The 26,042-nt window shown below is 70.0% G+C and carries 18 protein-coding genes; 10 read left to right on the plus strand and 8 right to left on the minus strand.

What is annotated here, in order from left to right:
- The first annotated feature begins 97 nt into the window (after window positions 1-97).
- The 3 genes from ACH442_RS27260 to ACH442_RS27270 are packed head-to-tail and all read left to right on the plus strand — an operon-like array spanning window position 98 to window position 1,791.
- On the plus strand, window positions 98-1,015 hold the full coding sequence (locus ACH442_RS27260; protein WP_396340941.1) for a LysR family transcriptional regulator: 918 nt from the start codon (window positions 98-100) through the stop codon (window positions 1,013-1,015).
- A gap of 13 nt (window positions 1,016-1,028) precedes the next feature.
- Complete coding sequence (locus ACH442_RS27265) at window positions 1,029-1,424, plus strand: MmcQ/YjbR family DNA-binding protein (protein ID WP_396340942.1); 396 nt, start codon at window positions 1,029-1,031, stop codon at window positions 1,422-1,424.
- The gene (locus ACH442_RS27270; protein ID WP_396340943.1) at window positions 1,417-1,791 is read left to right on the plus strand and encodes a DUF6086 family protein; all 375 of its coding nucleotides are present in this window, start codon (window positions 1,417-1,419) and stop codon (window positions 1,789-1,791) included. Before ACH442_RS27265 ends, ACH442_RS27270 begins: the two co-directional genes overlap by 8 nt.
- Before the next feature lie 308 nt (window positions 1,792-2,099).
- Here ACH442_RS27270 and ACH442_RS27275 read toward each other — a convergent pair whose 3' ends face one another.
- On the minus strand, window positions 2,100-2,651 hold the full coding sequence (locus ACH442_RS27275) for a PadR family transcriptional regulator (RefSeq protein ID WP_396340944.1): 552 nt from the start codon (window positions 2,649-2,651) through the stop codon (window positions 2,100-2,102).
- A 52-nt stretch (window positions 2,652-2,703) separates the two neighbouring features.
- On the opposite strand from ACH442_RS27275, the gene ACH442_RS27280 reads away from it, so the two are divergent.
- The 3 genes from ACH442_RS27280 (at window position 2,704) to ACH442_RS27290 (ending at window position 8,299) form a co-directional block, all read left to right on the plus strand.
- Entirely contained in the window at window positions 2,704-3,654 is a 951-nt protein-coding gene (locus tag ACH442_RS27280; RefSeq protein WP_396340945.1) for an ATP-binding cassette domain-containing protein, read from the plus strand.
- The gene (locus ACH442_RS27285) at window positions 3,647-4,384 is read left to right on the plus strand and encodes an ABC transporter permease (RefSeq protein WP_396340946.1); all 738 of its coding nucleotides are present in this window, start codon (window positions 3,647-3,649) and stop codon (window positions 4,382-4,384) included. The genes ACH442_RS27280 and ACH442_RS27285 overlap by 8 nt, the downstream gene beginning before the upstream one ends.
- Before the next feature lie 231 nt (window positions 4,385-4,615).
- On the plus strand, window positions 4,616-8,299 hold the full coding sequence (locus tag ACH442_RS27290) for a SpoIIE family protein phosphatase (RefSeq protein ID WP_396340947.1): 3,684 nt from the start codon (window positions 4,616-4,618) through the stop codon (window positions 8,297-8,299).
- Between the two features lie 334 nt (window positions 8,300-8,633).
- Here ACH442_RS27290 and ACH442_RS27295 read toward each other — a convergent pair whose 3' ends face one another.
- Both ACH442_RS27295 and ACH442_RS27300 read right to left on the minus strand, forming a co-directional pair.
- Window positions 8,634-9,494, minus strand: a complete 861-nt coding sequence (locus tag ACH442_RS27295; RefSeq protein WP_396340948.1) for an ALF repeat-containing protein — start codon at window positions 9,492-9,494, stop codon at window positions 8,634-8,636.
- 190 nt (window positions 9,495-9,684) lie between these two features.
- Window positions 9,685-11,013 carry an alpha/beta fold hydrolase gene (locus ACH442_RS27300; RefSeq protein WP_396340949.1) on the minus strand — a complete coding sequence of 443 codons (1,329 nt, stop codon included), beginning with the start codon at window positions 11,011-11,013 and terminating at the stop codon, window positions 9,685-9,687.
- Between the two features lie 139 nt (window positions 11,014-11,152).
- Here ACH442_RS27300 and ACH442_RS27305 point away from each other — a divergent pair, with 139 nt between their 5' ends.
- The gene (locus ACH442_RS27305) at window positions 11,153-11,740 is read left to right on the plus strand and encodes a TetR-like C-terminal domain-containing protein (protein WP_396340950.1); all 588 of its coding nucleotides are present in this window, start codon (window positions 11,153-11,155) and stop codon (window positions 11,738-11,740) included.
- An 81-nt stretch (window positions 11,741-11,821) separates the two neighbouring features.
- On the opposite strand, the gene ACH442_RS27310 is transcribed toward ACH442_RS27305, so the two are convergent.
- Together ACH442_RS27310 and ACH442_RS27315 are read right to left on the minus strand one after the other, a co-directional pair.
- The gene (locus ACH442_RS27310) at window positions 11,822-13,636 is read right to left on the minus strand and encodes a GAF domain-containing SpoIIE family protein phosphatase (RefSeq protein ID WP_396340951.1); all 1,815 of its coding nucleotides are present in this window, start codon (window positions 13,634-13,636) and stop codon (window positions 11,822-11,824) included.
- A gap of 129 nt (window positions 13,637-13,765) precedes the next feature.
- Window positions 13,766-13,921: a hypothetical protein gene (locus ACH442_RS27315; RefSeq protein WP_396340952.1), complete on the minus strand. Its 156-nt coding sequence runs from the start codon at window positions 13,919-13,921 to the stop codon at window positions 13,766-13,768.
- Between the two features lie 120 nt (window positions 13,922-14,041).
- On the opposite strand from ACH442_RS27315, the gene ACH442_RS27320 reads away from it, so the two are divergent.
- Together ACH442_RS27320 and ACH442_RS27325 are read left to right on the plus strand one after the other, a co-directional pair.
- Complete coding sequence (locus ACH442_RS27320; RefSeq protein WP_396340954.1) at window positions 14,042-16,123, plus strand: serine/threonine protein kinase; 2,082 nt, start codon at window positions 14,042-14,044, stop codon at window positions 16,121-16,123.
- A 137-nt stretch (window positions 16,124-16,260) separates the two neighbouring features.
- A complete protein-coding gene (locus ACH442_RS27325; RefSeq protein WP_396340955.1) occupies window positions 16,261-17,517 on the plus strand; it encodes an Ig-like domain-containing protein in 1,257 nt (418 codons plus the stop codon).
- A gap of 248 nt (window positions 17,518-17,765) precedes the next feature.
- Here the strand turns inward: ACH442_RS27325 and ACH442_RS27330 are convergent, their stop codons facing one another.
- On the minus strand, window positions 17,766-20,540 hold the full coding sequence (locus tag ACH442_RS27330; protein ID WP_396340956.1) for an ATP-binding protein: 2,775 nt from the start codon (window positions 20,538-20,540) through the stop codon (window positions 17,766-17,768).
- 118 nt (window positions 20,541-20,658) lie between these two features.
- Window positions 20,659-23,826, minus strand: a complete 3,168-nt coding sequence (locus tag ACH442_RS27335; RefSeq protein ID WP_396340957.1) for a LamG-like jellyroll fold domain-containing protein — start codon at window positions 23,824-23,826, stop codon at window positions 20,659-20,661.
- Window positions 23,827-24,342: 516 nt separating this feature from the next.
- On the opposite strand from ACH442_RS27335, the gene ACH442_RS27340 reads away from it, so the two are divergent.
- Window positions 24,343-25,122 carry a polysaccharide deacetylase family protein gene (locus ACH442_RS27340; RefSeq protein ID WP_396340958.1) on the plus strand — a complete coding sequence of 260 codons (780 nt, stop codon included), beginning with the start codon at window positions 24,343-24,345 and terminating at the stop codon, window positions 25,120-25,122.
- Window positions 25,123-25,148: 26 nt separating this feature from the next.
- Here the strand turns inward: ACH442_RS27340 and ACH442_RS27345 are convergent, their stop codons facing one another.
- Window positions 25,149-26,042: an NmrA/HSCARG family protein gene (locus ACH442_RS27345; protein WP_396340959.1), complete on the minus strand. Its 894-nt coding sequence runs from the start codon at window positions 26,040-26,042 to the stop codon at window positions 25,149-25,151.

Here is a 26,042-nt window from a genome sequence, read left to right on the forward strand (position 1 = left end):
CCACCATTCGTTGACCGGATGGATCCAAACAGCGCCCGGCAGTGCTGATCAAACAACCGACATGCGGTGCGGACACAACCGGTGGTTGTATGGGGAGGTGGATCTCGACGCCGTACGGACCTTCGTCGCCGCCGCCGACCTCGGCCAGTTCCAGGAGGTCGCCGCGGAGCTGACCATCTCGCAGCAGGCCGTCTCCAAACGCGTCGCCGCCCTGGAACGGCGGCTCGGGGTGCGGTTGTTCACGCGCACGCCGCGCGGCGCCGAACTCACCATCGACGGGCAGGCGTTCCTGCCACACGCCCGTGAACTGCTGAAAGTCGCCGAACGGGCGGCCACCTCGGTGCGGCAGGGCCGCCGGCCGCTGCGCGTCGACGTGATCGCCTCGCGGCTGGCGACTTCCGGGCTGATGCGGGACTTCCACCGGGCGTACCCGCGGATCGACCTCGACGTGATGAAACTCTTCACCGTCACGGCGGCCGTCGACGCCCTCCGCTCCGGCGCGATCGACGCCTCCTTCCGGGCCGTGGCGATGCCCGGCCGTCCTCTGCCCGACGACATCTCCGCGGTACGTGTCCTGGACGAACCGTTGCACCTGCTGACCGGCCCGGCCCACGCGCTGGCGACGGCCCGCGCGGTCACGCCGGCGCAACTCGCCGGGCACCGGATCTGGATGCCCGGCATCGAACCCGGCACCGAATGGGGCGCGTACTACGACGACCTCGCCGCCGACTTCGCCCTCACGATCGAGGCGACCGGGCCGAACTTCGGCTCCGACGCGCTGCTCGACACGGTCGCCGACACCCCGGCGCTGGCCACGTTCATCGGCGCGCAGACTCGTCTCGTGTGGCCGGACGGGCACGGCCTGCGTCGCATCCCGATCGTCGACCCGACCCCGGTGTACCCGCACTCCTTGCTCTGGCACCGGGACAATCCGCACCCGGGACTGGCCGCGCTGCGCGCCCACCTCGACCCGCCGGTGACCGTTATCGGATGGACGCCCGGCTGGGTCGTCTGACAGCGTTACCGCCATGTCCAGTCCCGGAGACGTGCCACCCGAGATCCTCGACCGCTTGCGGCCGATCATGGCGGAGCTGCCGGAGGCGTACGAGGAACCGGCCTGGATCGGCGTCCGATGGCGCATCCGGTCGCGGACCGTCGCGCACGTCTACCTGCCCGGCCCGGAGCGATATCCGATGATCGACGTGCCGGAGCCGGTCGTGATGACGTTCCGGGTGCCGATCGAAGATCTGCTCGGGCTGACCGCGGCCGGCTTCCCGTACTTCCGCGCGCTCTGGGGCGACAACGTGGCCGCGGCTGTTCTGGGTGCGCACACCGACTGGACCGAAATCACGGAACTGGTCACCGACAGCTATCGCGAGATGGCCCCCAAGTTCCTCGCCTCGAAGATCGGGCGAAATGGGTAAGAGCTTCTACATCAGCGCGGCCCAGCGATACGATCCGGCCAGTGAAGGACCCCAGATCTGGGACCGCAGTCAGAACACCAGCTTCATGTTCTGCGAACAGATCGCGTCACTGGAAAAGATGCTGAAGACGCCGAGCGGGGTGTGCGACACCGGCGTCGACGTGGTCTACGTCAACCCGCCGGTTCTGCGGGCGTTCATCCTGGCTGTGTTCGACTTCCTGAACCGCAGCGGCTCGTGGGAACTGCGCGTGATGATCACCGGCGTTCTGCGGGTCGCCCTCTTCCTCGACTCCCGCGCGCACGGGGAACGCATTCCCATTCCCGCCGGTTTCGACGACGTCGAAGAAGGCCTGGACGACATTTCGTAGCGGTTGCCGGAGGCGTGCGGAGTGCCACGTGGCGGCGCGGCTGCTCATGCAGGACATCGGGCCACCCCCGGTGGCCTGACCCCGCCTCGTGCCGATCGGGCGGACCGCGTCGTCACCCCGCACGGCCTCACTCGCCGGGCGGCAGGGCGACGACGTCGTCCGTGCGCAGGCAGTCGCGCAACCCGCGCCGCGAGCATGAGCGGTGCCAGGGTCGTTCCGTGCGGACGCGCGCATCGTGCCGGGTCGGGGTGGCGGCGCGACGCACTGCCCCGGCCGGTGCCCCTGCGAGCGGCCGGGCGCAACGGAGCTCACCCGGGCTGGGAGTCGAGGGGCCACTCGTAGGTGGGGTCGGCCAGTTGCTGCGTCAACGTGGACAGCCACCCGATGTCGTGCCGGGTCTGTGAGGCGAAGAACGCCACTTCGATCATGTGGACGGGGGCGCCACCGGCGGACTTGACGGCGTTCTCCAGGTCCTCGGCCCGCTGCCGCAGAGCAAGAAGACGCTTGTCGACGGTAGCGATCGCGGTCGCGCGGTCAAGGATCCCGATGTACGCGAGCGCCGTCACGAATCGCCCCGCGTTCGCCGGGTCGGTGTCTTCGAGGTCGTGGACGACCCGGCTCCGGAATTCCGCGACGCCGTCCCGGGTGAGCTGGTAGACGACCGGTGTCCCGCCGGCGGGTTCGATCCAGCCGGCTTCGTGCAGCGAGCCGACCAGCGTGTACACGCTGCTGGTCCGGACGCGCAGGTGCCGGTATCGCTCGCGCAGCCCGGCGAGCAGCGCGTACTGGTGGCGGGGTTGTTCCACCAGGAGGCCGAGGAGCGGCAGGACGAGCGGGTTGTCGGTGGCGCGAAGCGGCATGCCCCTATGCTAGCGTTCGTATACGAGCACTCGTATACGAACAGGAGACCTCATGGACGCGGCCATCGAGACGACGGATCTGAGCAAGACGTTCCGGAGCAAGCAGGGCGAGGTGACAGCCGTCCGGGACCTGACCTTCCAGGTCTCCCCCGGTGAGGTCGTCGGCCTGCTCGGCCCCAACGGCGCGGGCAAGACCACCACCATGCGGATGCTGTCCACGCTGGAGCGGCCGACCAGCGGGAACGCCGTCGTGGCGGGCCACGACCTGCTGCGTGACCCGCACGGCGTCCGGCAGTCGATCGGGCTGGTCGCGCAGAGCGGCGGCACGCGGCCGATCGCCACGGCACGGGACGAGCTGCTGCTCCAGGCGCGGATCCATCGGCTGCCCGATCCGGCCGCGCGGGCCCAGGCCATGATCGAGGCGTTCCACCTCGCCGACCTGGCCGACCGTCCGAGCATGACCCTGTCCGGCGGGCAGCGCCGGCGGCTCGACCTGGCGATCGGTCTGGTCCACTCGCCGCGGCTGCTCTTCCTGGACGAGCCGACCGCGGCGCTCGACCCGCCGAGCCGAGCGGACCTGTGGCAGCACATCCGGGACCTGCGGCGGCGGGCCGGGGCGACGATCGTGCTCAGCACCCATCACCTCGACGAGGCCGACGCGCTCTGCGACCGCGTGCTGATCGTCGACCATGGGCGGCTGGTCGCCGAGGACAGCCCGGCCCGGCTGAAGCAGCAGCTCGGCGACGACGTCCTGATCGTCGACCTGGGCCCGGACCACGGCCGCGCCCACGACGCCGTGGCCGGCCTGCCGGGGGTGCGCGGGGTGCGCGGCGACGGCGCCCAGCTGCGGATCGGTGGGGAGAACGCCGACGAGCTGGTCAGCCGCGTGGTGCTGACCCTGCACGACCTCGGCGTCGAGGTCCGCGGCGTACGTGTGGAACGCCCCACCCTCGACGACGTCTTCCTCGCCCTCACCGCCGGAGCCGGGACCGGCCATGCATGACATCGCCGTCGTCTTCCGCAGCGAACTCGCCCTCGCCCTGCGCAACCGGGTGAGCATCGCCATCGGCCTGATCCAGCCCGTCCTCTACCTGCTGTTGTTCGGCCCGCTCCTCACGGGGGCGCTGCCACCGGGGCAGAACGCGTGGCTGTTCTTCATCCCGGGTCTGTTGCTGCAGCTCGGTCTCTTCGGGACGGGGTTCGCCGGGTTCAACCTGATCCCGGACATCCGCGCCGGCTTCGTCGACCGGCTGCGGGTGACGCCGGTCAGCCGGATCGCGATCCTGCTCGGCCGGGTCCTCAAGGATGCCGTGGTTCTGGTCATCCAGGCCGTCCCGCTGCTGGTGGCGGGCTACCTTTTCGGGATGGCGGCGAGCCCGCTCGGCGTCCTCGCCTCGGTCGTGCTGATCCTGGTCACCGGGGTCGGGCTCGCCTCGCTCTCCTACGTGCTGGCGCTCGCCCTGCCCAACGAGTACCTGTTCGCCCCGGCCGTCAATTCCCTGGCGATCCCGCTGCTCCTGCTCTCCGGCGTCCTGCTGCCGGTCGACGAGGGGCCACGGTGGCTCGACTGGCTCGCTCGTCTCAACCCGCTGCGGTACGTCGTGGATGCCACCCGGGCCCTGTTCGCCGGCTCCCTGACCAGCACCGTCTACGTGGGTGTCACGGTCGCCGTCGCGTTCGCCGCCGTGTCGTTCCTGGTCGGTTCCCGGCTGTTCGGTCGTCGCACGTCCTGACCGTCACGGGCGGCAGGCCGGTCGGCACCGCCGGCCGGCCAGGTACTGACGCCCTTCGTCGCGGGTCATCATCGCGCTTGCACACCACCGGCAGGTGACCGCGCCCCTGGAAACCAGCTGTCAGAACCTCCGTCAACCGAGGCCTGACACCTCGCGGCCGGGGCAAGGCCGGAGGTCAAGCACGCTCGACCTGTCAGTATTGCCTCGGGCTCACCTGGGTAGCGTTGACCCGTGACGGACGATCTCTTCGCCGGTGGCGGCGCCACCGGTCATCTGATGAGCCGGCTCGACTGGTCGGCCACAGACGTCGGTCCGGTCGAGACCTGGTCGCAAAGCATGCGGGCAGCAGTCCGTATCGTGCTGTCCTCCCGCTATCCGATGCTCCTGCTGTGGGGGCCGCGTTACACCCAGCTCTACAACGATGCCTACTCCGCGTTGATCGGCGACAAACACCCTGATGCACTGGGTCACGATGTACGGGTGACCCTCGCCGAAGGCTGGGACGTCCTGGAACCGTTGATCCTCGACGCCACGACGACCGGCGTGGCCAGCTGGGTCCCGGCGCTGCAACTGGCACTGGACCGGTCGGGCTACCGCGAGGAGGCGTACTTCAGTGTCTCGCACGCGCCCGCCCGCGACGACGACGGCACCACCGCCGGCATCCTCGCTGTGTGCAGCGAGGTCACCGAGCAGGTGGTCGGCGAGCGCCGGCTTCGCCTGCTGCGTGACCTGGCCGTGCCGGCCGGTGGCCGGACGGCCGGCGTCGACCAGGTCTGTGCGCAGCTCTGTTCGGTGATCGGCGAGCACCGGCTCGACGTGCCGTTCGCCGCCATCTATCTGCGCGACGGCGCGGTGCTGCGCCGTGCCGCGGCTGTCGGGGTCGAGGACTCCGGCGCGGTGCTGCCTCCGGTCGTCAGCCCGGAGGCGGACGGGTGGCGTCTGCATGTCGCGGCCGGCGGCGGCGTCGACATCGAGGACGTCGCCGAGCGGCTCGCCGTGACCGGCGGCGCCTGGGAGGATCCGGTCCGTACCGCGGTGGCTGTTCCGCTGCCGTCCGCCGAACGGTCGCAGCCGCTGGGCGTGCTGCTGGCCGGCGTCAGCCCGAGCCGCGGCCTGGACGAGACGTACCGGTCCTTCCTCTCCCTGCTCGCGCAGCAGGTGGCCGTGGCGGTGCGCAACGCTCAGGCCTACCAGCAGGAGCGCGACCGCGCCGCCGCGCTCGCCGAACTGGACCGGGTCAAGACCGACTTCTTCACCAACGTCAGCCACGAGTTCCGCACCCCGCTGACGTTGATGATGGGCCCCTTGACGGACGCCCTCGCGGACGCCGCCGAACCGCTCGGGCCGGCCCAACGGGACCGGACGGAGATCGCCCTGCGCAGCGCCGACCGGCTGCTCGCGCTGGTCAACGATCTCTTGACATTCTCCAGCGTGGAGGCCGGCCGGGCGCAGCACCAGCCACGACCGATCGACCTCGCCCGCTATACCGCCGAGCTCGCCGGGGTCTTCCGGGCGGCAGTCGAACGCGCCGACCTGCGGCTGGTGGTGGAGTGCCCGCCGCTGCCGCACACGGTGGCCGTCGACCCGGTCAACTGGGAGAAGATCGTCACCAACCTGGTGTCGAACGCGTTGAAGTTCACGTTCGTCGGTGAGATCCGGGTACGTCTGGAGGCCGACGCCACCACGGTACGGCTGATTGTCGCCGACACCGGCATCGGTATCGCCGCCGACGATCTGCCCCGGCTGTTCGACCGTTTCCACCGCGTCCGGGGTGTGCAGTCACGCAGTCACGAGGGAAGTGGGATCGGACTGGCGCTGGTCCGCGAACTTGCCCGGCTGCACGGCGGTGACGTGACTGCCGAGAGCACCCCTGGTGCCGGTACGACGTTCACGGTGACCATGCCACTGGTGCAGGCCACGGCCGTGGAACCGCTGCCGGACATGTCGGCCGCGCAGGCAGCGGCGCGAGAAGCCGCCCGCTGGCTGGACGTGCCTCCCGCCGGGCCGCAGGGCCCGCCCGAGCCACCGGCGCCGAGCGAGACGGGCACGGCGCGAATCCTCGTCGCGGACGACAACAGCGACATGCGCGCTTACCTGAGGCGGCTGCTCAGCGGCGAGGGCTGGCAGGTCGACGTGGTCGCGGACGGGCGCGCCGCCCTGGAGGCGATCCACCGCTTCCCGCCGGACCTGCTGCTCACCGACGTGATGATGCCCCGCATGGACGGCTTCGCCCTCGTACGAGCGGTCCGCGCCGACGAGACCACCCGGGCACTGCCGGTGATGATGCTGTCCGCCCGAGCCGGCAACGAGTCCGGGGTGGAAGGCCTGGAAGCCGGGGCCGACGACTACGTGGTAAAGCCCTTCTCGGCAGCAGAGCTGGTGGCGCGGGTCCGTAACACCCTGCGGCTGGCCCGGGTCCGCGCCGTGCACACCAGGCAACTGTCCGCGCTCGCCGACACCGCGGCGGTGATCGCGTCCGGTCGCGCCCTCGAGGAAGCGTTCCAAGCCGTCACGGAGCAGGCGCGGGCCCTGCTGGAAGGTACCGCGGCCGAAGTCGTGGTCACCGGCAGCGACCAACGGCCCGCGTTGCGATTCACCTCCGGCACGGACGACGTGGCGGCCGACGCACCCGGCACCGTGCGGGCCGTGATCCGCGGCCGCGACGGCGAACCGATCGGCACCCTCACCGTGCTGATCGACCCGTCGCGCCGGCCCGCCCATCAAGATCGCGACCTGCTCGAACCGATGGCCAACATGCTCGCCTCGCTGGCACAGACCGGCTGGCAACTCGACCACGACCGCCAGCTCGCGCTGACCCTGCAGCAGACCACCCTGCCCGAGGGCCTGCCCACCCTGGACGGCTGGGAACTGCAGGCGGCCTACCAGCCGGCCGCCGGGCATGTCGGAGGGGACTGGTACGACGCCGTGGTGCTGCCTGACGGCGGCACCGTGCTCAGCATCGGTGACGTAGCCGGTCACGGGCTGGGCGCCGCGGTCATGACCGGCCAGGTACGCAACGCCGTCCGCGCGTACGCGGTCGAGGACGCGGCGCCGGCGACCGTCATCACCCGGGTGGCCGAGCTGCTCACCCGCCTCGGTACGCCGACGATGGCCACTCTGTTAGTGCTTCATCTGCGTCCGGACACCGGCGACTTCACCTGGTGCAGCGCCGGCCATCCCCTTCCGGTGTACTCCGGCCCGGACCGGGACACCCACCTGATGCAGGGCACCGTCGGGCCACCACTCGGTCTGCGCCGCGCCTCGTACCGGCAGAACGCGGGTCTTCTGCCGCCGGGCGGCCAGTTGCTGCTCTACACCGACGGCCTGGTCGAGAACTTCCCCTCCCCCATCGACGTCGGGCTCGACCGGCTGCAACGCCAGAACCGGCAGTTGTACGCCGCGGGCACCTCAGCCACCGCGCTGCTCGATGCCGTGCTGGCCGGCCGACCCGCCCCGCAGCGCGACGACATCGCGGCTCTCGTCCTACGCCGCCGGCCCCTGCGGGACGCACCTCTGGTCGCCGAAGTGCCCGACCTGCACGTCACCTGGTCGTACCCGCTGGAGCGATCCGCGTCCACCATGCTGCGCCGCGACCTTCGCGCCGCGCTCAAGGACCACAAAATCGACCCTGATCTGCTGTACGACCTGCAGGTGGCCGCATCCGAGGCGGTCAACAACGCGGTGGAGCACGCCCAGCAGCCCAGCCGGCCGGAAGTGGAGGTCGAGATGCGGGTCCTCGACGGCACGGTCCTGGTCACGGTACGAGACTTCGGAGGGTGGCGGGCCAGGCCGGCCACGCGCGACCGTGGCCGCGGTGGCCTGTTGATGAGCGCCTTCGGTGACGTCCGAGTCGTCCCCACGGCCACCGGAACCACCGTCACGATCCAACGCCGCTGGCAGGCCATCAGTCAGTGACTCCCTCACCACGGTCGCCCTGTCCGGTGCCGAGCACACACATTCGCCACCACCAACGCCGGGGTGCGCGGGTTCGTCGGCGCGCTCATGAGTTGGTGCCGGGCAGGCTGCGGCGCCTGGGCACGCCCGTCGAGATTCCGGCTCGTTCGATCCGAGCGCGCGGCGATTGGTGCCCGGCAGGCTGCGGCGCCTGGGCACGCCCGTCGAGATTCCGGCTCGTTCGATCCGAGCGCGTGGCGAGTCGAAGCCGGGCTTCCCGATGCACCGCCACCGAGGCAGTAGATGGCCCGGTGGAGCCGGCCGCACCTGACCGGGGTGCGGCCGGCTCCACCGATCAGATCACGCAGTCCTGCGCGCGGGCCACGAACCAGCCGTGGTTGAGGTAGGTCAGATAGGCGTCGACGGTCTCCGCGTCGAGGGCCGCCTGCGCTGCCGTCTGCACATTGGCGCCGGCGTTGGCCAGCGTCCGGAGCACGGCGATCCGCAGGTCGGTCGCCCACGCCGGCAGCACGCCGCTCCGGAGGAACGCACGCAGCTCATCCGGCGTACCGTCCAGCTTCTGCTGAAGGGTGGAGGGCAGACCGGTCAGCGAGTTCGCCGTCGCCGCGGCCAGAATCTGATTGGCCAGCAACCGCACCCTGGTGTCGGAGGCGGTCTCCAGGTCGATGGTGACGAGAGCCCGGACATCCTTGTACACCACGACCGACCCGGCATCGGAGGCCCGGGCAACGTACCAGCCGTGGTTGAGGTAGGTCAGGTAGGCGTCGACGGTCTCCGCGTCGAGGGCCGCCTGCGCTGCCGTCTGCGCGTTGGCGCCGGCGTTGGCCAGCGTCCGGAGCACGGCGATCCGCAGGTCGGTCGCCCACGCCGGCAGCACGCCGCTCCGGAGGAACGCACGCAGCTCATCCGGCGTACCGTCCAGCTTCTGCTGAAGGGTGGAGGGCAGACCGGTCAGCGAGTTCGCCGTCGCCGCGGCCAGAATCTGATTGGCCAGCAACCGCACCCTGGTGTCGGAGGCGGTCTCCAGGTCGATGGTGACGAGAGCCCGGACATCCTTGTAGACCACGACCGTCTGGCAGGTCACCGCTGCTGTGACCGCCGGACTCGGCGACGCGGTCCGGGCCACCGCCGGGGCCGCCGGGATCAGCAGGGCGGCCAGTGCCAGCGTGACGCCGGCGGGAATCTTCCCACGCATGTGAACTTGTCTCCCCGTTCAGGCAAGCATTCATGATCTTTCACGCCGCAGTCTACGACCATCCCGCCGTCCACATAGCTCCCCGGTCGATCGACGATCGGTGGGAGCGTACGTCGGCCGGTGCCCGAGGCAGTGGCCTTGTGCAGCGATCGGATCGCGCAGGAACCGACGGCCACGCAACAGTCAGCTGTCATCGGCGGTCTTGAAGGAAAGCAGGGATGTCGGTGCGTGTCGGGTAGTTCGGCAGCGGCCCCGGCTGATCTTCGAGGAAGGCGGTGATGACGGTGGCGGCCCGTTGATTGTTGTCGTCGAGGCCGTTCCACATGTGGTGCCCGACGTTCGGCATGTACTGGGTTCGTTCGATGGCGGGGTCGGTGGCCAGGACGGTGGTCTCCCACTGGCGGATCTGCGCGGAGCATTCGGCGATCATCAGCAGCGCCGGGGTGCGGGACAGGCGCAGTTGCGGTGCCAGGGATGGTGAGTCTCTGAGTGTCTGCTGGACCCGGAGGCTGGCGGCGGCGTTGAAGGAGAAGTTCTGGGGGCTGTCCTCGGCCGGGATGCGGTGGGCGTCGGGTGCGCAGTAGGCGGATGCGGTGTCGCTGCCGAGGTCGGCGGCCGTGAAGGCATTGGCTGCTTCGGACTGGCCTATCAAGCTGTTGTCGAGTCCGAGTAGTCCGAGGCGCATGAGGCCGAAGGCAACGCCGTATCGGGGCGTGTACGTGGACCGCGGGCCGGCCGGACCGGGGGCGATGCCGCGGGCCGACGGTCGGCCGGGGTGTCCGTCGACCCGGGCGGTGGGGCCGTCCATCGGGCCTGGCTCGGCGATGATCGCCCGGTGTACGCGGGCAGCGAGCCCGGGGTTGGCCAAGCCGCGGGTGAGCACGATCGCGCCCGAGGAGAACCCGAGTACGTCGACCTGCCCGTGGCCCAGGCGGTCGATGAACGCCCCGAGGTCGGTCACCAGCCGGTCGATGGTGTACTGCGCCATGGGAAGCAGGTCGCTGCGTCCTCCGCCGGCCTGTTCGTAGGCGTAGACGTCGTAGCCCTGTCGTGCCAGCAGCCGGAGGAAGGCGTGGTCGAGCAGGGAGATGCCACGGATCGGGCCGCCGTGCAGATACACCAGCGGATTCAGGCGGCGCGGGGAGCCGGGGGCGGGTGGGTAGTGGTAGACGGCGACTCGGCTTCCGGTGGCGAGTCGCCAGTGTTCGACAGCGACGAATGGCAGGTCGGTGGGGTAGCGCCGGTGAGTGGGGACGGTGGGGATGCAAACGGTGATGGTCAGCGCCGCGGCGGCCGCCACGGGCAGCAGCCACTTGAGTTGAATTCGCCCGGTGTGCCGGCGGCGACGGCCGAGCCAGAGCGTGGCCGCCGTCGCCATGAGGAAGAGCGGCAGCCAGGCAACGAGTCCGCCGCCGGCTCCGTCGGTTGCCACGATCAGCGCGAGGAAGACGACGACCAGCCCGGCGAAGGTGGCCACGCCCGGGCTCAGGCGAGCGGCGCGGACCAGAACTCGTCGCATGCGGACCTCCATTGGTTTCGGAACAGTGTTTTGAAACACCGTATCAAAACTTCCGACACGGGTACCTCCCGGCGACGAAGGTTGACGGCGGGGCCTTAGGCTGGGAATCGTGGGCAGGCCGAGAACCAACGACGACGCGGTGAAAGACCGGCTGATCGAGACCGCCACCGAGATGCTGGCCACCCGCCCCAGCGAGTCGATCAGCGTTCGCGCCCTCGCAGCGGCGGCCGGCGCGGCAACCGCAGCGGTCTACACGCTGTTCGGCAGTAAGGATGCGTTGATCGGCGAGGTGCGCAACAGAGCGGTCAGCGGACTGTTCGCGGAGATGTCAGACGTCCCCACCGGCGCCGATCCGCTCGCCGACATCTACGCGCTCGCCCAGTCCTACCGGAAGTGGGCACTCGACCACCGCCACCTCTATGCGGTCCTGTTCGGCGGCATCCAGTCGTTCGACCCATCGGGCCCGGCGGGCACCGGCGACCCGGTCCGCCCGCTCCTCGACGCGATCGGCCGAGGACTGGCGACGTCGGCGCTCGACGGCGATTCGACCGCTATCGCCGTGTCTCTCTGGGTCACGCTGCACGGACTCGTGTCCCTCCAGCTGGCAGGGGCGCTTGACAGCACTACTGCGGATTTCGGTTTCGACTCAGCCGTGCACGCCACATTGCGGGGCTGGGCCCCCGGGAGGGTCCCGGGCACTGGTGCCACGCGAGGTGCCGACAGCTGAAGCCGGCGCCGCGAGGAGCAGACGCGCTGATGAGGGCAGGAGAGCAAACTGACCGCCGACGACGCTCCAGCACGTCGCCGGTCAGTTGCGGTCGCTGGTTTCCCCTTCGGCCGTGGCGGCGCTCATGTGCCGGACCGCCACCGGTACCGCGGTGGCGAGGATGAAGGCGACGTCGTCTTCGCGTGTGCGGGTGTTGGCGTCGCCGGCGAGCACGTCGGCGAACGTTGCCGGGTCGCGATGGCTGGTGAGCAGCCGGTGCAGATGGATGATGCCCTCGTCGATGCTGGCGTCCCGCGTTTCGACGAGGCCGTCGGTGTGCAGCAGCAGGGTGGCACCGGGCGCGAGCACGTGGTGATGGGTGATCCGGGTGCGGCGGTGCCGGGCGCCGAGCAACGGGTCCGTCCCCGGCAGGGTGGCAACCTGATTGTCCGCGGTGACGAGGGTCGGCGCCGGATGCCCGGCGTTGGACCATTGCACCCGGTAACCGCCGTTGGGTTGCGGGTCCAGGTAGACGATGATCGCGGTGGCGATGATGTTCGCGCCGAGGGCCTGATTGGCGTGGTCGAGGCGTTCCAGGACGGCCGAGGGCGTGTCGGGCCGATCGATGAGCAGGCCTCGGACCATGCTGCGCAGCTCACTCATGGCGGAGGCGGCGGTGAGGTTGTGGCCGGACACGTCGCCGATGACCAGCGCGAGCCGGTCGCCGCTGAGCGGGATCGCGTCGTACCAGTCGCCGCCGACCAGATCGCCGTGGTGGGCGGGCAGGTAGCGAGCGGACAGCCGCAGCGTCGTGGTGTCCGGCAGGGGGGTGAGCAGGGCCTGTTGCAGAGTGCGGGCGGCAGTGTATTGCGCGTCGAGGTGGGCGATACGTTGCAGCGCCTGCCCGACGTATCCGGCGACGGTGACGATGATGCTGCGTTGCTCTGCGTTCAGGTGCTGGGGGTGGCTCCAGGACAGGGTGAGGACACCGAGGGTGCCGTGGACGCCAGGCAGCGGCTGGCAGGCGACGGCTTTCCAGCCGAGGGCGGCGAACTCGTCGGCGAGTTGGGGGAACTCGGTGGCGATGGCTGCCGGGTCGGGCAACGACAGCAGTTGGCCGGTGCGAAACGCTGTCGCGGCCGGTAGCGGCGCCGAACTGGGGAAGCTGACCCAGCGGGACCCGACATCGCCGGGAAGCCCGTCCGCGCCGAACACCCGCAGCCGGTGCTCGTCGTCGAGCAGGACCATGCCGATGAGGGCCGGGTCGAACACTGGGGAGGTCAGCTGCGCGACCGCGTCGACGGTGTCAGCGACGGTGCGCGCCCGGGCCAGCAGAACGCTGGCTTTGAGCAGGAGTTCGCCGCGTGCGGAGACGGCCTGAGCCTGGCGGCTGGCCACGGTCGCGGCGGCGCTGCGGACTTCGGCGTGCCGGTTCGCGATCCGCAATCGCAAACTGTCCGAACAGGCCAGCGCGGCATCGGACAGCAGGGACAGCTCCGTCTCGGACCAAGCTCGCCGCCGGTGGTCGATGGCGCACAGTGCCCCTACAACCGTGCCGGTGGTGTCGGTCAGCGGCATTGCCGCGTAACCGCCGACCCCCAGCGAGACGACAGCCGGATGGTCAGCGCATCGAGCATCGGTGCGGGCATCCGGGACGACGACGGGACCCTGCCGCAAGTCAGCCGGCCGGTACAGCGCGTGGCTCAGCGGGGTCCGCCGCGAACTCGCCCAGGGCTCGGCCAATCCGGCCGCGCCGGGAAAGAAATGCTGCTCAGCGTCGAACAGGGCCACCACCGCCACCGGAACGTCGAGCAGGACCCGGACCAGCCCGGCAAGCCGGTCGAACGTCGGTTCAGCGCTCGCGCCGAGGCCGGTGTCCGCTACTGCCTGGCGTGACGCCGCAAACGACTCGACCACGTCGGAGGCACCCCCAGCCCGGGCAACATGCGGTTCGCTGCCAGTCCTATGCATCGGCGTAACGACGTACCCGGTCGAGGCCACGGCTACGCCGGCAGCCTACCGGACAGCCGATTCCATCCGGCGTAATCAAGGCACCATTGCCGGTGCGGTGATCTCGTACGCCTGGTAGCAGTGCTTGTGCAGATCGCGCCGGTGCCGTTCGGCCAGCCCGGTGAACGCCGGCTCGCCGGTTCCGTCCCACTCGCTCACTGTCCGCTCCTCCAGCCGCGTGTCCGCACTCATGCCGTGATCCTTCCGCCTCGTCAGCTCCTGTCGCAGGTATGACGGCCGCGGGCGTCGGAACTCATCACCCGCGTACGCTGTGGCCCGTTCATGTCCACAACCTTGGATAGGTCTGGCCCGATGAGAAGCCCGTTGCGCCCCGGCGATCCGCGATCCCTGGGTGGTTACGAGCTGCTGGCCCGGCTCGGCGAGGGCGGCATGGGATCGGTCTTCCTGGGCCGTCGCGCCGACGGGCCGCAGGTCGCCGTCAAGGTCATCAAGCCGGAGTACGCGCACGAGGAGGAGTTCCGCGGGCGCTTCCGCAGCGAGGTGAAGCGGGCCAGTCAGGTCCCGCCGTTCTGCACCGCCGCGGTCCTGGACGCCGACCCCGAGCACCGTACGCCGTATTTGGTGGTCGAGTTCGTCGACGGCCCGAGCCTGGAGGAGGTGATCCAGCGCGACGGCCCGATGACCGACAGCCGCCTGCACAGCGTCGCGGTCGGGGTGGCCACCGCACTCACCGCGATCCACGGCGCCGGGGTCATCCATCGTGACCTGAAGCCGCGCAACGTGCTGCTCGCCCTCGGTGCTCCCAAGGTGATCGACTTCGGGATCGCCCGGGCCCTCGAGGTGACCAGCCAGCACACCCGCCCGGACGAGATGGTCGGCACGGTCGCCTACATGGCCCCGGAACGGTTCGACGGCGTCGACCGGGAGATCACACCGGCCGCGGACGTGTTCGCGTGGGGCGCCGTGATCGCGTACGCGGGAACCGGCCGCACCCCGTTCCGCGCCGATTCGCCGGGGGCCACCGCCGCCAAGATCCTGACCCAGCCGCCCGACCTGACCGGCATGTCCGGCCCGCTCGCCGAACTGGTCGCGCAGACTCTCGCCAAGGACCCGGCCGAGCGCCCGACCGCCCACGAGTTGCTGAATCTGTTGCTCGCGCAGCACGCCGACAACCGGTCGCACAGCCGCGGGCACACGCTCGACCCGCGGCTGCGTCAGGCCGCGGAGGCCGCGCAGCAGTCCGGCCGGTACGTCTCCGGCGGCCACCGCGCGGGTGCGCCGGTCCCGCGCCGGCGTCGCGGCCGGACGATCATCGCCGTCACCGCGGTGGCCGCGACGCTGATGGCGGTGACCGGGCTCTACCTGGGCAGCCGGTCCGAGCCGGAACCGCTGCCGCCGACGCAGGAGAGCCTGCCCGTCCTGCCCGCGCAGCCGTCGATGCCGGTTCCGGGCGCGGTGCGCGGCCCATGGGTGATCGACGCGCTGAACCGGCCGGGCCAGTGGAAGAACTCGACCGACGACTACGGCGGGCGCTGCGCGTTCGGCACGAGCGGGCTGGTCATGACGACGCCCGGGGTGGGCATCGAGTGCCCGGGCGCGACCGCGACGTTCGCCGGTGACCAGGCGATCACCGTCGACGTGACCGTCACCGCCGCCCACTCGTGTGCCACGGTGTCGTTCCGCGCGACCGGTGACGGGGCGTACTGGCTGGATCTCTGCTCGAACCGGGTGCGCCTGCGCCACCAAGGTGCCGTGCAGACCACCACGCTGGCCGAGAAGGCCACCGACCTGTTCGCCGTCGGCAAGGTCCACACTGTCGCGCTGACCCTGCTCGGCCCGCGAGCTGCCGTCACGGTCGACGGATCGGCCCTGCTCGACGCGAGTCTCGACGACCCCAGTCTGCTCGCCGGCAAGGTGGCCTTCGGCGTCACCCCGGACACCGACGCCGAGCAGGCCGCGGCCGCGGTGGTGGCGCGCGCCGAGATCCGGCCGATCTCGTCCACGGTGGCGCCTTCGGCCGCCACCCCGACAAAGACCACGTTCTTCGACGTACGGCATGACTACGGCAAGTCCGTCGTCAAGGTGCACGCCTACTTCCCGAAGTCGAAGTCCCTGGTCGTCGAACCGGTGCTGTTCATGTCGGGCGAGCAGTACTGCAAGACGTTCGCCCTGAAGCCCTCCTCGGATGCGCCGTGCGAGCGCGAATGGGTCACCGAGGACAGCCGCATGACAGTGACGTTGCCGACTTCCGCCACCCCGAAGCTCAGCGGCACGTTCGACGACCCGGAGCGCTGCGCCGGCGACCCGGTGACCGTCGGCACCTGCAAGATCACCGCTGACCAGCTCGCTGAGCGGCTGAAAGGCGGTGGTCTGGCCCAGGTGACGACGGCCGGTGGCATCGTCACCGGGGTGGCCGAGGTCTACACACCGTGACATCCCGGAATACGCGAGTTGACAACGATCGTGGATTTCGCAAAATTGATCAACTCAGCGGTCAACCTTTCGGGCCCCCACCGCGTCTTCTATATATGCAACCATCGGCGGCACCCCCCCCCTCGATTGCGAGAGCCATGATTCAGCGACGCAAGGTAATCATCGGCACACTCGGTGTCGCCGCCACGGCCACGGCTGCCGGTTGTTCCGCCCACGCCTCGGCGAGCTCCGGTAACGCCGTCTGGACGAACCCGGTGGCCGACAACCAGGCCGCGTCGCCCGGCGCGTCCGCCCCGACCGAGTCCGCGTCGGCGGTCCAGCTGACCGTCACGCCGGCCGACAAGGCCACCGGCGTCGACCTGACCAAGCCGATCACCGTTGCCGCCGCGTCCGGCACGCTCCAGTCGGTCACCGTCACCACCGGTAAGACGAAGGTCGCCGGCGCCGTGCAGTCCGACGGGACGTGGACCTCGACCGGCGATCTGGACTACAGCAAGACGTACAAGGTGGTCGTCAAGGCCACCGACAGCGCCGGCACCGCTTCCGAGCAGACCTCGACGTTCACCACGGTGAAGCCGAAGAACATCGCGCGGATCACGTTCCAGGCCAACGGTCTGAACGCGCTGAAGGCCGGCGGGACGTATGGTGCCGGCCAGCCCGTGATCGTCGCGTTCAGCCACCCGGTCGACAAGGAGCTCGCCGAGAAGGCGATCGAGATCACCACGTCGCCGAAGGTCGAGGGCAAGTTCCACTGGGTCAGCAACAGCATCGTGCACTGGCGCCCGGCGAAATACTGGACGGCCGGCTCCACGGTCAAGGTCAGCGTCAACGTCCTCGGCAAGGAGCTGGGCAAGGGCGTCTACGGCGACCGCAACGCCTCGGCCAACTTCCGGATCGGCCGCCAGCTGATCGCGATCGCCGACAGCCGCACCCACATCACCAAGGTGATGATCGACGGCAAGGTCGTCCGCACCATGAAGAGCAGTTTCGGCATGGGCGGCACGACCAAGGGCGCCCAGGGTCAGGAGATCAACTTCTGGACCGCCGGTGGCCCGCACGTCGTGCTCTCCAAGGAGCTGTGGCACACGATGAACTCGTCGAGCTACGGCGTCACCGACCCCAGCAATCCGTACTACTACGGTGACGACAAGGTGCAGTACTGCACGCGTATCTCGTACTCGGGCGAGTTCCTGCACGCCGCCCCGTGGAACCACTCGCTGGGCGTGGCCAACAAGTCGCACGGCTGCATCAACCTGAGCGTCGAGGACGCCAAATGGGTCTACGAGAACTTCATGGTCGGTGACGTGGTCGACGTGAAGAACAGCCCCCGCACCCTCGGCCTCACCAACGGCCTTGGCGACTGGACCGTCTCCTACGACAAGTACGGCAACTGACCCACACCCCACGCCGGTCGACCACTGGCCGATCGGCGCCGGCGGGCCGGCCCGAGACGCGCCGCACCACGCGGTGGAACGAGATCACGGCGGGCCGGCCCGAGACGCGCCGCACCACGCGGTGAAACGAGATCACAGCGGGACGGCCTGAAACGCGCTGCGGCACTCGGTGCAAGAGGATCACGGGGTGGCGGCTCACGGCGTACGGCAATCGTCTGGTTCTGATGGTGATCCGGCCCGATCGCCCGTCACGCCGCCGGGAGCCGGAAGGTGAAGGTCGTGCCGCCGCCGGTTGCCGGGCCCGCCGCGATCGTGCCGTCGTGGGCTTCGATGATCGCCTTGGTGACGGCCAGGCCCAACCCGGTGCCCTTGATCCCGGCCTGGGTGGCGTTGCTGGCCCGGAAGAAGCGGCTGAACAGGTGCGGGTACTGCTCGGCCGGGATGCCGATGCCGGTGTCGCTGATCTGGACGACGATCAGGTCCCCGTCCCGGTACGCGGCCACGCCGACCTGCCCGTCGTCGGGCGTGTACTTGATCGCGTTGGACATCACGTTGTCCAGGGCCTGCCGCAGCCGCCGTGCGTCGGCGTGCAGGGTCAGCCCGGGTTCGATGCGCTGGACGACGGTGAGGCTTTTGGCCGCGGCACTGGGCCCGTGGTTCTCGATCACCTCGGGGATGAGCTGGTCGCCCGCGATCGGCGCCGGGTCGACGCTGATGTGCCCGGCGGCGAGCCGCGCCAGGTCCAGCAGGTCGTCGACGAGTCCTTGCAGGTGGAGGGTGGTGCGCTCGATGACCTCGGCGTAGCGGCGTTCGCGCTCGCCCAGCGTCGGTGATTCCAGCAGCGTCTCGTTGTAGCCGCGGATCACGCCGATCGGGTTGCGCAGTTCGTGGATGACGAGGGCGGCCAGTTCGTCCTTCATCTCGTCGAGGCTGCGGAGCTGTTCGAGCAGTTCTTCCCGTTTGTCGGCGAGTTCGCGGCGCTCGGTGACGTTCGTGCTGAGGCCGTCGACGTAGAACCGGTCGTCCTCCCAGCGCGCCTTGGCCCGCGTCCAGACCCACCGGGTCACCCCGTCGAAGCCGAGGATGCGGCATTCCAACTCGGCCGGCTCCCCGTCGGCGAGCGCCTGCTGGAACGTGACCATCAGCTCGGCGTCGTCGAGGTGGAGCCGTTCGATCAGGGTCGGGTTCGGAGCCCCCTCCGGGATCACGCCGAACACGCTGGAGGTGTTGGGGCTGGCGTAGACGATCCGTGGCAGTTCCCCGCCGACTGCCTCGACCGTCCACACGTAGTCGTCGACCTGCTCGACGACCCGGTTGAAGCTGCGCCGTGCGTCGGCCAGGGCCAGGGACATCTCCTCGGCCCAGCGGCGTTCCAGGAAGTGCCCGAGGTGAGCGCCGACCGCGTCGAACATGCCGGCGGTGTCCGAGTCGTACGGGAAATCGACGTCGGTGTAGAAGGCGAGCACGCCGAGCGTGCGCCGGCCGGAGCGCACCGGCACACCGACCGCGACCCGCATGCCGACCTCGCGCAAGGCCCGGCGGCCGAACGACACCATGTCCTCGGGCATGACCCCGGTGTGCCACCACACCTCGTTGTTGCGGTGCCAGACCAGCCCGGGCAGGCCTTCGCCGCGCACGAACGACAGCGGCTGGTCGCTGCTGAAGGCGGAGAGGTCGCGGTCGCCGGTGGTGTGCGAGCTGCGCCGTTCGATGCGCCCCCGGTCCTCGGAGACCTGCCAGTACTCGCCGCAGAGCCAGCCGAGTTCGTCGGTGATGGCCTCGACCGCACCGATCGCGGCCTCCTCGGCGCTGGTCGCGACGGAGAGGACCTGGGCGACCGCGTGCCGGGCCCGGCGCAGCTCCTCGGCCCGGTGTGCCGCGGTGACGTCGCCGACGACCGTGACCGCACCGAGCCGGCGCCCGTCGGCGCTGTCGATCGGGCGCGCGTTGGAGACCAGGTGCCGCCGCTCGCGGCCGCGGACCATCAGCAGGTGCTCACCGCGTACGGTCTCGCCGTCGCGCGCCCGGGCCAGCGGCAGCCGCCGCACCGGGTTCCGGCCGTCGGCGGTGTAGATGCCGTAGTGCCCGGCCCAGTCCTGCGGCCCGAGGCCGGCCGACGGCTCCTTGCCGAGGATGCCGCGCAGGCTGCGGTTGAAGTAGGTGAGGCGGCCCTCGTTGTCGCAGGCGGCCACCCCGGCGTCGAGGCTGTCCAGCAGCGCCTGGAGGAACGCGCTGTCCAGGGCGAACGTGTAGTAGAGGACGTCGTCGAGGGCCTGCACCATCATCTCGGCCGGGAACTCCTGGCCGGAGGCGCCGGCCACGGTGACCGGCATGTGCTGGTCGAACACGGCGGACAGGTCCCGGAGCCGTTCCGGGAAGACCAGGCCGGCCAGTGAGCGGCCCAGCACCTCGGCGGCGGGCCAGCCGAACATCCGCTCGGCCGCCGCGTTCCAGGCCAGGACCCGCCCGGAGAAGTCGGTGGAGATCAGCGCGTCGTGCGTGCTGTGCAGGATCGCCTCGACGCGCTGCCGGGCGGCGGCCTCCCGGGTGCAGGCCAGCCGGAGCGCGACCTCGACGGCCGCGGCCGCGGCCAGGTCGGCGAGGGTGGCGATCTCGTCGGCGGTCCAGTCACGGCGGCGGGAGTCGGTGACGCAGAACGAGCCGAGCACGCTGCCGTCGGGGGCGGCCAGCGGATAACCGGCGTACGCGATGGCCTGCGCGGTCACGATGTCGCGCAGTCGCTCGTCGAGGCGCGCGTCCGGCACGATCAGCGGCGCTTCGTCCTGCACCACGTACTTGCAGTAGGACTGCCGCAGCGGCGTGGCCGGTGGGAGTTCCGGCAAGCCGTACGTGCTCACGAAGCGCTGCCGGTCGGCGTCGATCAGGGTGACCAGCGCGCCGCCCGCGTCGAGCAGGCGAGCGGCCAGGGACGTCAGCCTGTCCAGCGACGGCACCCGGCCCGCGTCGAGCAGCCCGGTGGCGTGCAGCGTCTCGAGACGCTGGTCGTTCACTCTGTGCGACATGCCGAGCACTATCGGTAGGCCTACTGAGTGGTTGAGGCGACCTGCTCCCTCGAAGCAACGGAGTCGGGTGCAAATGCGTTGCGGCGCGGACCGGCTGACCGGCCCGCGCCGCGACGACTCAGTGCGCTTCGGCCGCGTAGAGCGCGGTGACCTCGTCGTCGGTCAGCGCCCGGTTGAACGCGTGGACCTGGTCGACGTTGCCGGACCAGTAGTCGGTCTTGTTCCCGGCGTACTTGGCCCGGCCCACCGACAGCGGCCCGGTGCTGACCACGTCCGCTCCGGCGGTGGTGGTCGCGACCCGCTTGCCGTCCACGAAGAGCCGGATCTCGCCGGTGGCGTGGTCACGGACCCCGGCCAGCTGGTACCAGCGGTTCAGGTCGGGCGTGACCGCGAGCCGCGCCCGGTTGCCGCCGGGGGTGCTGAACGCGAACGCGCCCTGCCCGTACTGCAGGTAGAACGGGTTCTCGACGCGACGCCCGTCCTGGCTGACCACGGTGGCGTAGTTGCCCGGCAGCTTGTCCAGGGTCACCCACGCCGACACCGTGTAGTCCTTGGTGGTGTCGAGGACCGGCGCGGCGGTGTCCGCGTAGTCGCCGTCACCGTCGAACTTCAGCGCCGACCCGGTCACGCCCGGTGTCCACGCGGTGTTGCCGGTCAGTGTGAGGTCGCTGGTCCCGCCGTTGTCGCGGGCGACCGTGCCGGTGCCCTCGTCGAGGTTCCAGTCGCCGTGGCCGGGGGGAGCCGGCTTGGCTTGCGCCGCGGCGCCGGCCGCGATCACCTTGAGGTTCACCGCCCGTACGGGATCGGGATCGACCTTGATCTGCCGCCGGTCATAGGTCCACAGGCCGTTGAGCTCGGTCTCCAGGTCGGTGATCTGGGTGTAGACCGAACCGGACAGTTCCGCCCCAGCCGCTTCCAGGTAGAAGCGCTCGGTGTTGTCGACGTATTTGGCGGTCAGCGCGTCCTTGTCGGCCACGCCGCTGTAGATCACCGCGGGCGTGCCCGGCCACATGTGCCCCGGCGTGCGCAGGGTGAAGCCGCCGTGCTCGCCGTCCATCGCGATCCGGGTCGCGTCCGGATAGGCGGGGTCGGTGTTGTTGTAGTCGTGGTGGTCGACGACATCGCCCTTGCCCGAGTCGCCGTGCGAGTTGCAGCAGTTCACGCCGCTGTGCGCGTTGACGATCCGGGTCGGGTCGGCCGCCTTCACCTGCTCGGCGATCTGGCCGGTCGCGGTGCGGTCCCACTCGCCCCAGCCCTCGTTGAAGACCACCCAGCCGATCACGGACGGTGAGTTGTGCAGCTGGCTCATCATCTCGCGGCCCTGGCTGTACCAGGCCTGCTGCCCGGCCGTGTTCGTGATGTCGGCCGATACGAAGTCCTGCCAGACCAGCAGGCCCAGCTCGTCGGCGTGCTTGTACCAGCGTGCCGGCTCGACCTTGATGTGCTTGCGGACCGCGTTGAAGCCGAGCTTCTTCGTCTCCACCAGGTCGAACTTCAGCGCGTCATCGCTCGGCGCGGTGTAGAGCCCGTCCGGGAAGAAGCCCTGATCCAGCGTGGCGAGGGAGAAAATGGGTTTCCCGTTCAACGTCAACTTCGGAAAACCACCCACATTTTGTACGCCCACCGACCGCATCCCGAAGTAGCTGCCCACCCGGTCGTGACCGAGGGTGACGTCCAGGTCGTACAGGTAGGGATCGTCCGTGGTCCACAGGTGCGGCTTGGCGATCGGCAGGCTCAGTTCCGCTCCGACGACGCCGGTGACCGTTGCGACCTTGCGCCCCTTCTTGTCCTTGGCCACCGCCGTGACCCGGGTGCCGGCCTTGGCCGTCGCCGAGTTGACGGTCACCTTCAGCGAGTTGGTCGTCAGGTCCGGAGTGGTCACGATCGCGTCGACGCTCGCCGCGGCCACCGGTTCGAGCCACACCGTCTGCCAGATGCCCGACGACGGGGTGTAGACGATGCCGCCCGGGTTCAGCGACTGTTTACCCTTCGGCTGGTCCGGCCCGGTCACGTCGGTGACCTCGACCAGGATCTCCTGCCGGCCGTGGCCGCGCAGCGCGCCGGTGATGTCCGCGGTGAACGCCGTGTAGCCGCCGGTGTGCTCGGTGACCAGGGTGCCGTTGACGTAGACCTTCGCCTGGTAGTCGACCGCCCCGAAGTTGAGCCTGACCCGCTCCTTCCAGCCCTTCGGGATCGTCACCAGCTTGCGGTAGAACATGTGCGACTCACGCCGCTCGATGCCGGAGAGCTGCGACTCCACCGGGAACGGGACGATGATCCGCTCCCCCAGCTTCTTGCCGAAGACGGGCTGCTCGGAGGCGCCCGCGCCGGCGAACTCCCACGGGCCGTTCAGGTTCAGCCAGTCGCGGCGGGTGAGCTGCGGGCGAGGGTACTCCGGCAGCGGGTGCTGCTCGTTGAGCTTGTCGCCCCAGACCGTGGTCAGCCGGTGCGTGGAGTTGTTGATCGCGGAGCGGATGATCTGCGGGACGGCCGCGCCGCCGACGACCAGGCCGCCGTTGCCGTCGTAGTTGACGCGCACCTTCTGACCGGCCTGGATCGGCTCGGACAGGATCACGGTCAGCGTCTTGCCGCTCCGGCGGACGGAGGAGATCGGCATCGGGGTGGTGTCCGCCTCGACGGTCAGGTGCGCGGCGGTCTCGGCGGCCGTGCCGACCTGCGCGTCGAACTCCGCGACGAGCTTGCGGCCGTCGGCTCCGACCGTCAGCGCGACCGGGTAGACCTGGAAGCCGTCGGGCGGTGTGAAAGCGCTCTCCGGCACCGGCTGCTTCGAGAGCCCGGCCCCCGACCAGCGCAGGAAGAGGTTCGCGCCACCGACGTCCTGGAACATTTCCACACGTACGTCGTGAGCCTCCCCGGCGACCAGATGCACCGCCGCGCTCGTCTGCTCGACGTCCCAGTCACCGACCCAGTGGTCGACCACCGGCTGCCCGTCGAGGTAGAACCGGAACCCGTTGTCGCCGATCATGAAGAACGTGTAGTCCCCGGTCGCCGGGGCGGTCAGCTTGCCGGTCCAGCGCGCGGTCGTGTGCTCGGTGCGCCCGAGGAACGACCGGAACGTGCCGGTGAGATCGGACAGGTCGATGTTCGGGTCGAGCGACACCCCACCCAGCTGGGCGAAGTCGCGGGCGCCCGGGGCGGACATCGCGTAGTACTCGCCCTTGAGGCCGTGCACGGTCACGGCGGCCTGCGCGGCCGACGGCACGGCGGTGAACGACAGGGTCAGTAGGACGGCCAGGAGCAGCGCTCTCCACGGCGATCGCGGCATCGAGTGTTTCCCTTCACCTGACGACGTAACACGTTCACATTGAGCCAGTTACATGTGTGATGTCAACGAAAAGAAACAGGAACCAACGCGTTCGCAAGATTTTTCGCCCCGGACACAGTCAAGGGGTAGCCGGGGCAGCCACGCCACCTTCGCCGCCCCCCTTCGCCGCCCCGCCCCTCGCCGCCCCGATCCCCCGACGCCCCGGTCCCCCGGTGCCACGGCCGCCTGACTCGATCCAGAAATAGCGACATTGCGCCCGTAAAAATGGCACGCCGGCACCCTCCGGCCGACTGCTGACTCAGTCAGCCGGCGGGCCTCGGCCAGAAATGCAGTCGACGGCGGAATTCGCCCGGCATCCCGGATTCCCGCGCATTTCCGGACACCTGACGACGCTCGGCACCGGCGCGGATTCGCCGGTTTCATCCCGTGTCTGCGGTCACGATGTCGGATCCGGCATTGACAGCTAACCGGCTCGATGGAAAAGATCTGCATTCCGCGATATGAGGGGAATTCGCGATGTTCACTGCCCCGAAGATTCCCGCGACGAATTCACCCGGCCGCCGCCCGGCGGTCACGATGCGATTCCTCGCCCGGATGCTGACCGCCGCCGTCCTCGGCACGCTGGCCGTCGCCGTCGGACAGCCCGCGACCGCCGCACCGGCACCGGCCGAGGCCTTCGCGCCGGCACCGGCCGAGGCCGTCGAGGTCACCGCGCAGGTCGAGACGCAGCTGACCGCCGCCGCCCGCAAGACGGTCGCGCTCACGTTCGACGACGGCCCGTCGAAGTACACGCCGCAGGTCCTCGACATCCTGAAGCGCTACAAGGTCAAAGCCACTTTCTGCATCCTCGGACAGAACGTCGGCACGTACCGCAAGGCCGCGCAGCGCATCGTCCGTGAGGGCCACCGCCTGTGCAACCACAGCTGGAACCACCCCGACTTCACCGACCTGTCCAACAGCAGCGCGCGTTCCCAGGTGGTCCGCACGCAGAACAAGATCGACGCGGTGACCGGCCGGACGCCGAAGGTCTTCCGATTCCCGTACGGGTCGAGCAACGCCCGCACCCGCACCGTCGTGCGCAACCAGGGTCTGCGGATTCTGGGCTGGACGGTCGACACCAAGGACTGGTCCCGCCCGGGCGCGAAGACGATCGAGAACCGTGCCGTCAACAACACCCGGCCGGGCGCCGTGATCCTCATGCACGACGGCGGTGGCAACCGTAGCCAGACCGTCGCCGCCCTCGACGACATCATCCGGCGCCTGAAGGCCAAGGGCTACACGTTCGTCCTGGCCTGATCGGCGCCGACCGCCTGGCTCCGGTCTCAGCCGGCCGGGGCCAGGCGGTCGTTCGCCCACTGATCGAAAGTGGTCATCGGGATGCCGAGCGCATGCGCGAACTCGGGCCGGGCCGGCTGCCCGGCCACGTTCATGAGTTGCATCGGCAGCGCCGAGTAGGCCGGCATGCCCGCCGCCAGAGCCTCCTCCTCGGTCATGTCGGGCGCGGTCAACGGCACGCCGAGCGCCCGCGACAGGATCGCCGCGATCTCGGTCATCGGAAGGTAGTCCCCGGCCAGCTCCAGCTCCACCTGATGAAACTCGTCCGGCCGGGCCACCGCGGCGGCCACCGCGACGCCGATGTCCTCCACCGCGATCAGGGACAGCCGCGTCTCCGGCCGGATCACGGTCGCGATGCCGCCCTCGACGCCGCGCGGCAGCAGATAGGCGGCGGACAGCAGGAAGTTCTCCATGAAGAACGCCGGCTTCAGCAGCGTCCAACGATCAAAACCGGCTTCCCGTACGCGTTGCTCCACGCCCTGCTTCGCGGCGTAGTACGGCTCCAGCGGTGTCCAGTCGCCGGGCGTCGTGGCCAGCCGGTCGGAGCCCGACACCGACGAGTGCACGAACTGCGGGACGCCGGCCTCGCGGGCGGCCGCGACCAGGTTCTCGCCCTGGCGCAGTTCACCGGCGAAGTCGTACGTGCCGTCGGTGCGGGCCTCGGGCATCTGCATCGAGAACACGGCGCGGACACCGTGGACGGCTTTTCTCAGGGAGTCGCGGTCGCGCAGGTCGCCGGCGACCACCTCGACGCCGGCAGCGACCGATTTTGCCGGGTCGCGGAGCAACGCCCGTACCGGGAAATCGGCTTTTTGCAGTGCTCGGACGACCGCACCGCCTTGCTGGCCGGTGGCGCCGACGACGAGTACGGGATCGGGCAT

Origin of the sequence: Actinoplanes sp. NPDC020271, from assembly GCF_044388125.1 — a bacterium.
GTDB lineage: Bacteria > Actinomycetota > Actinomycetes > Mycobacteriales > Micromonosporaceae > Actinoplanes.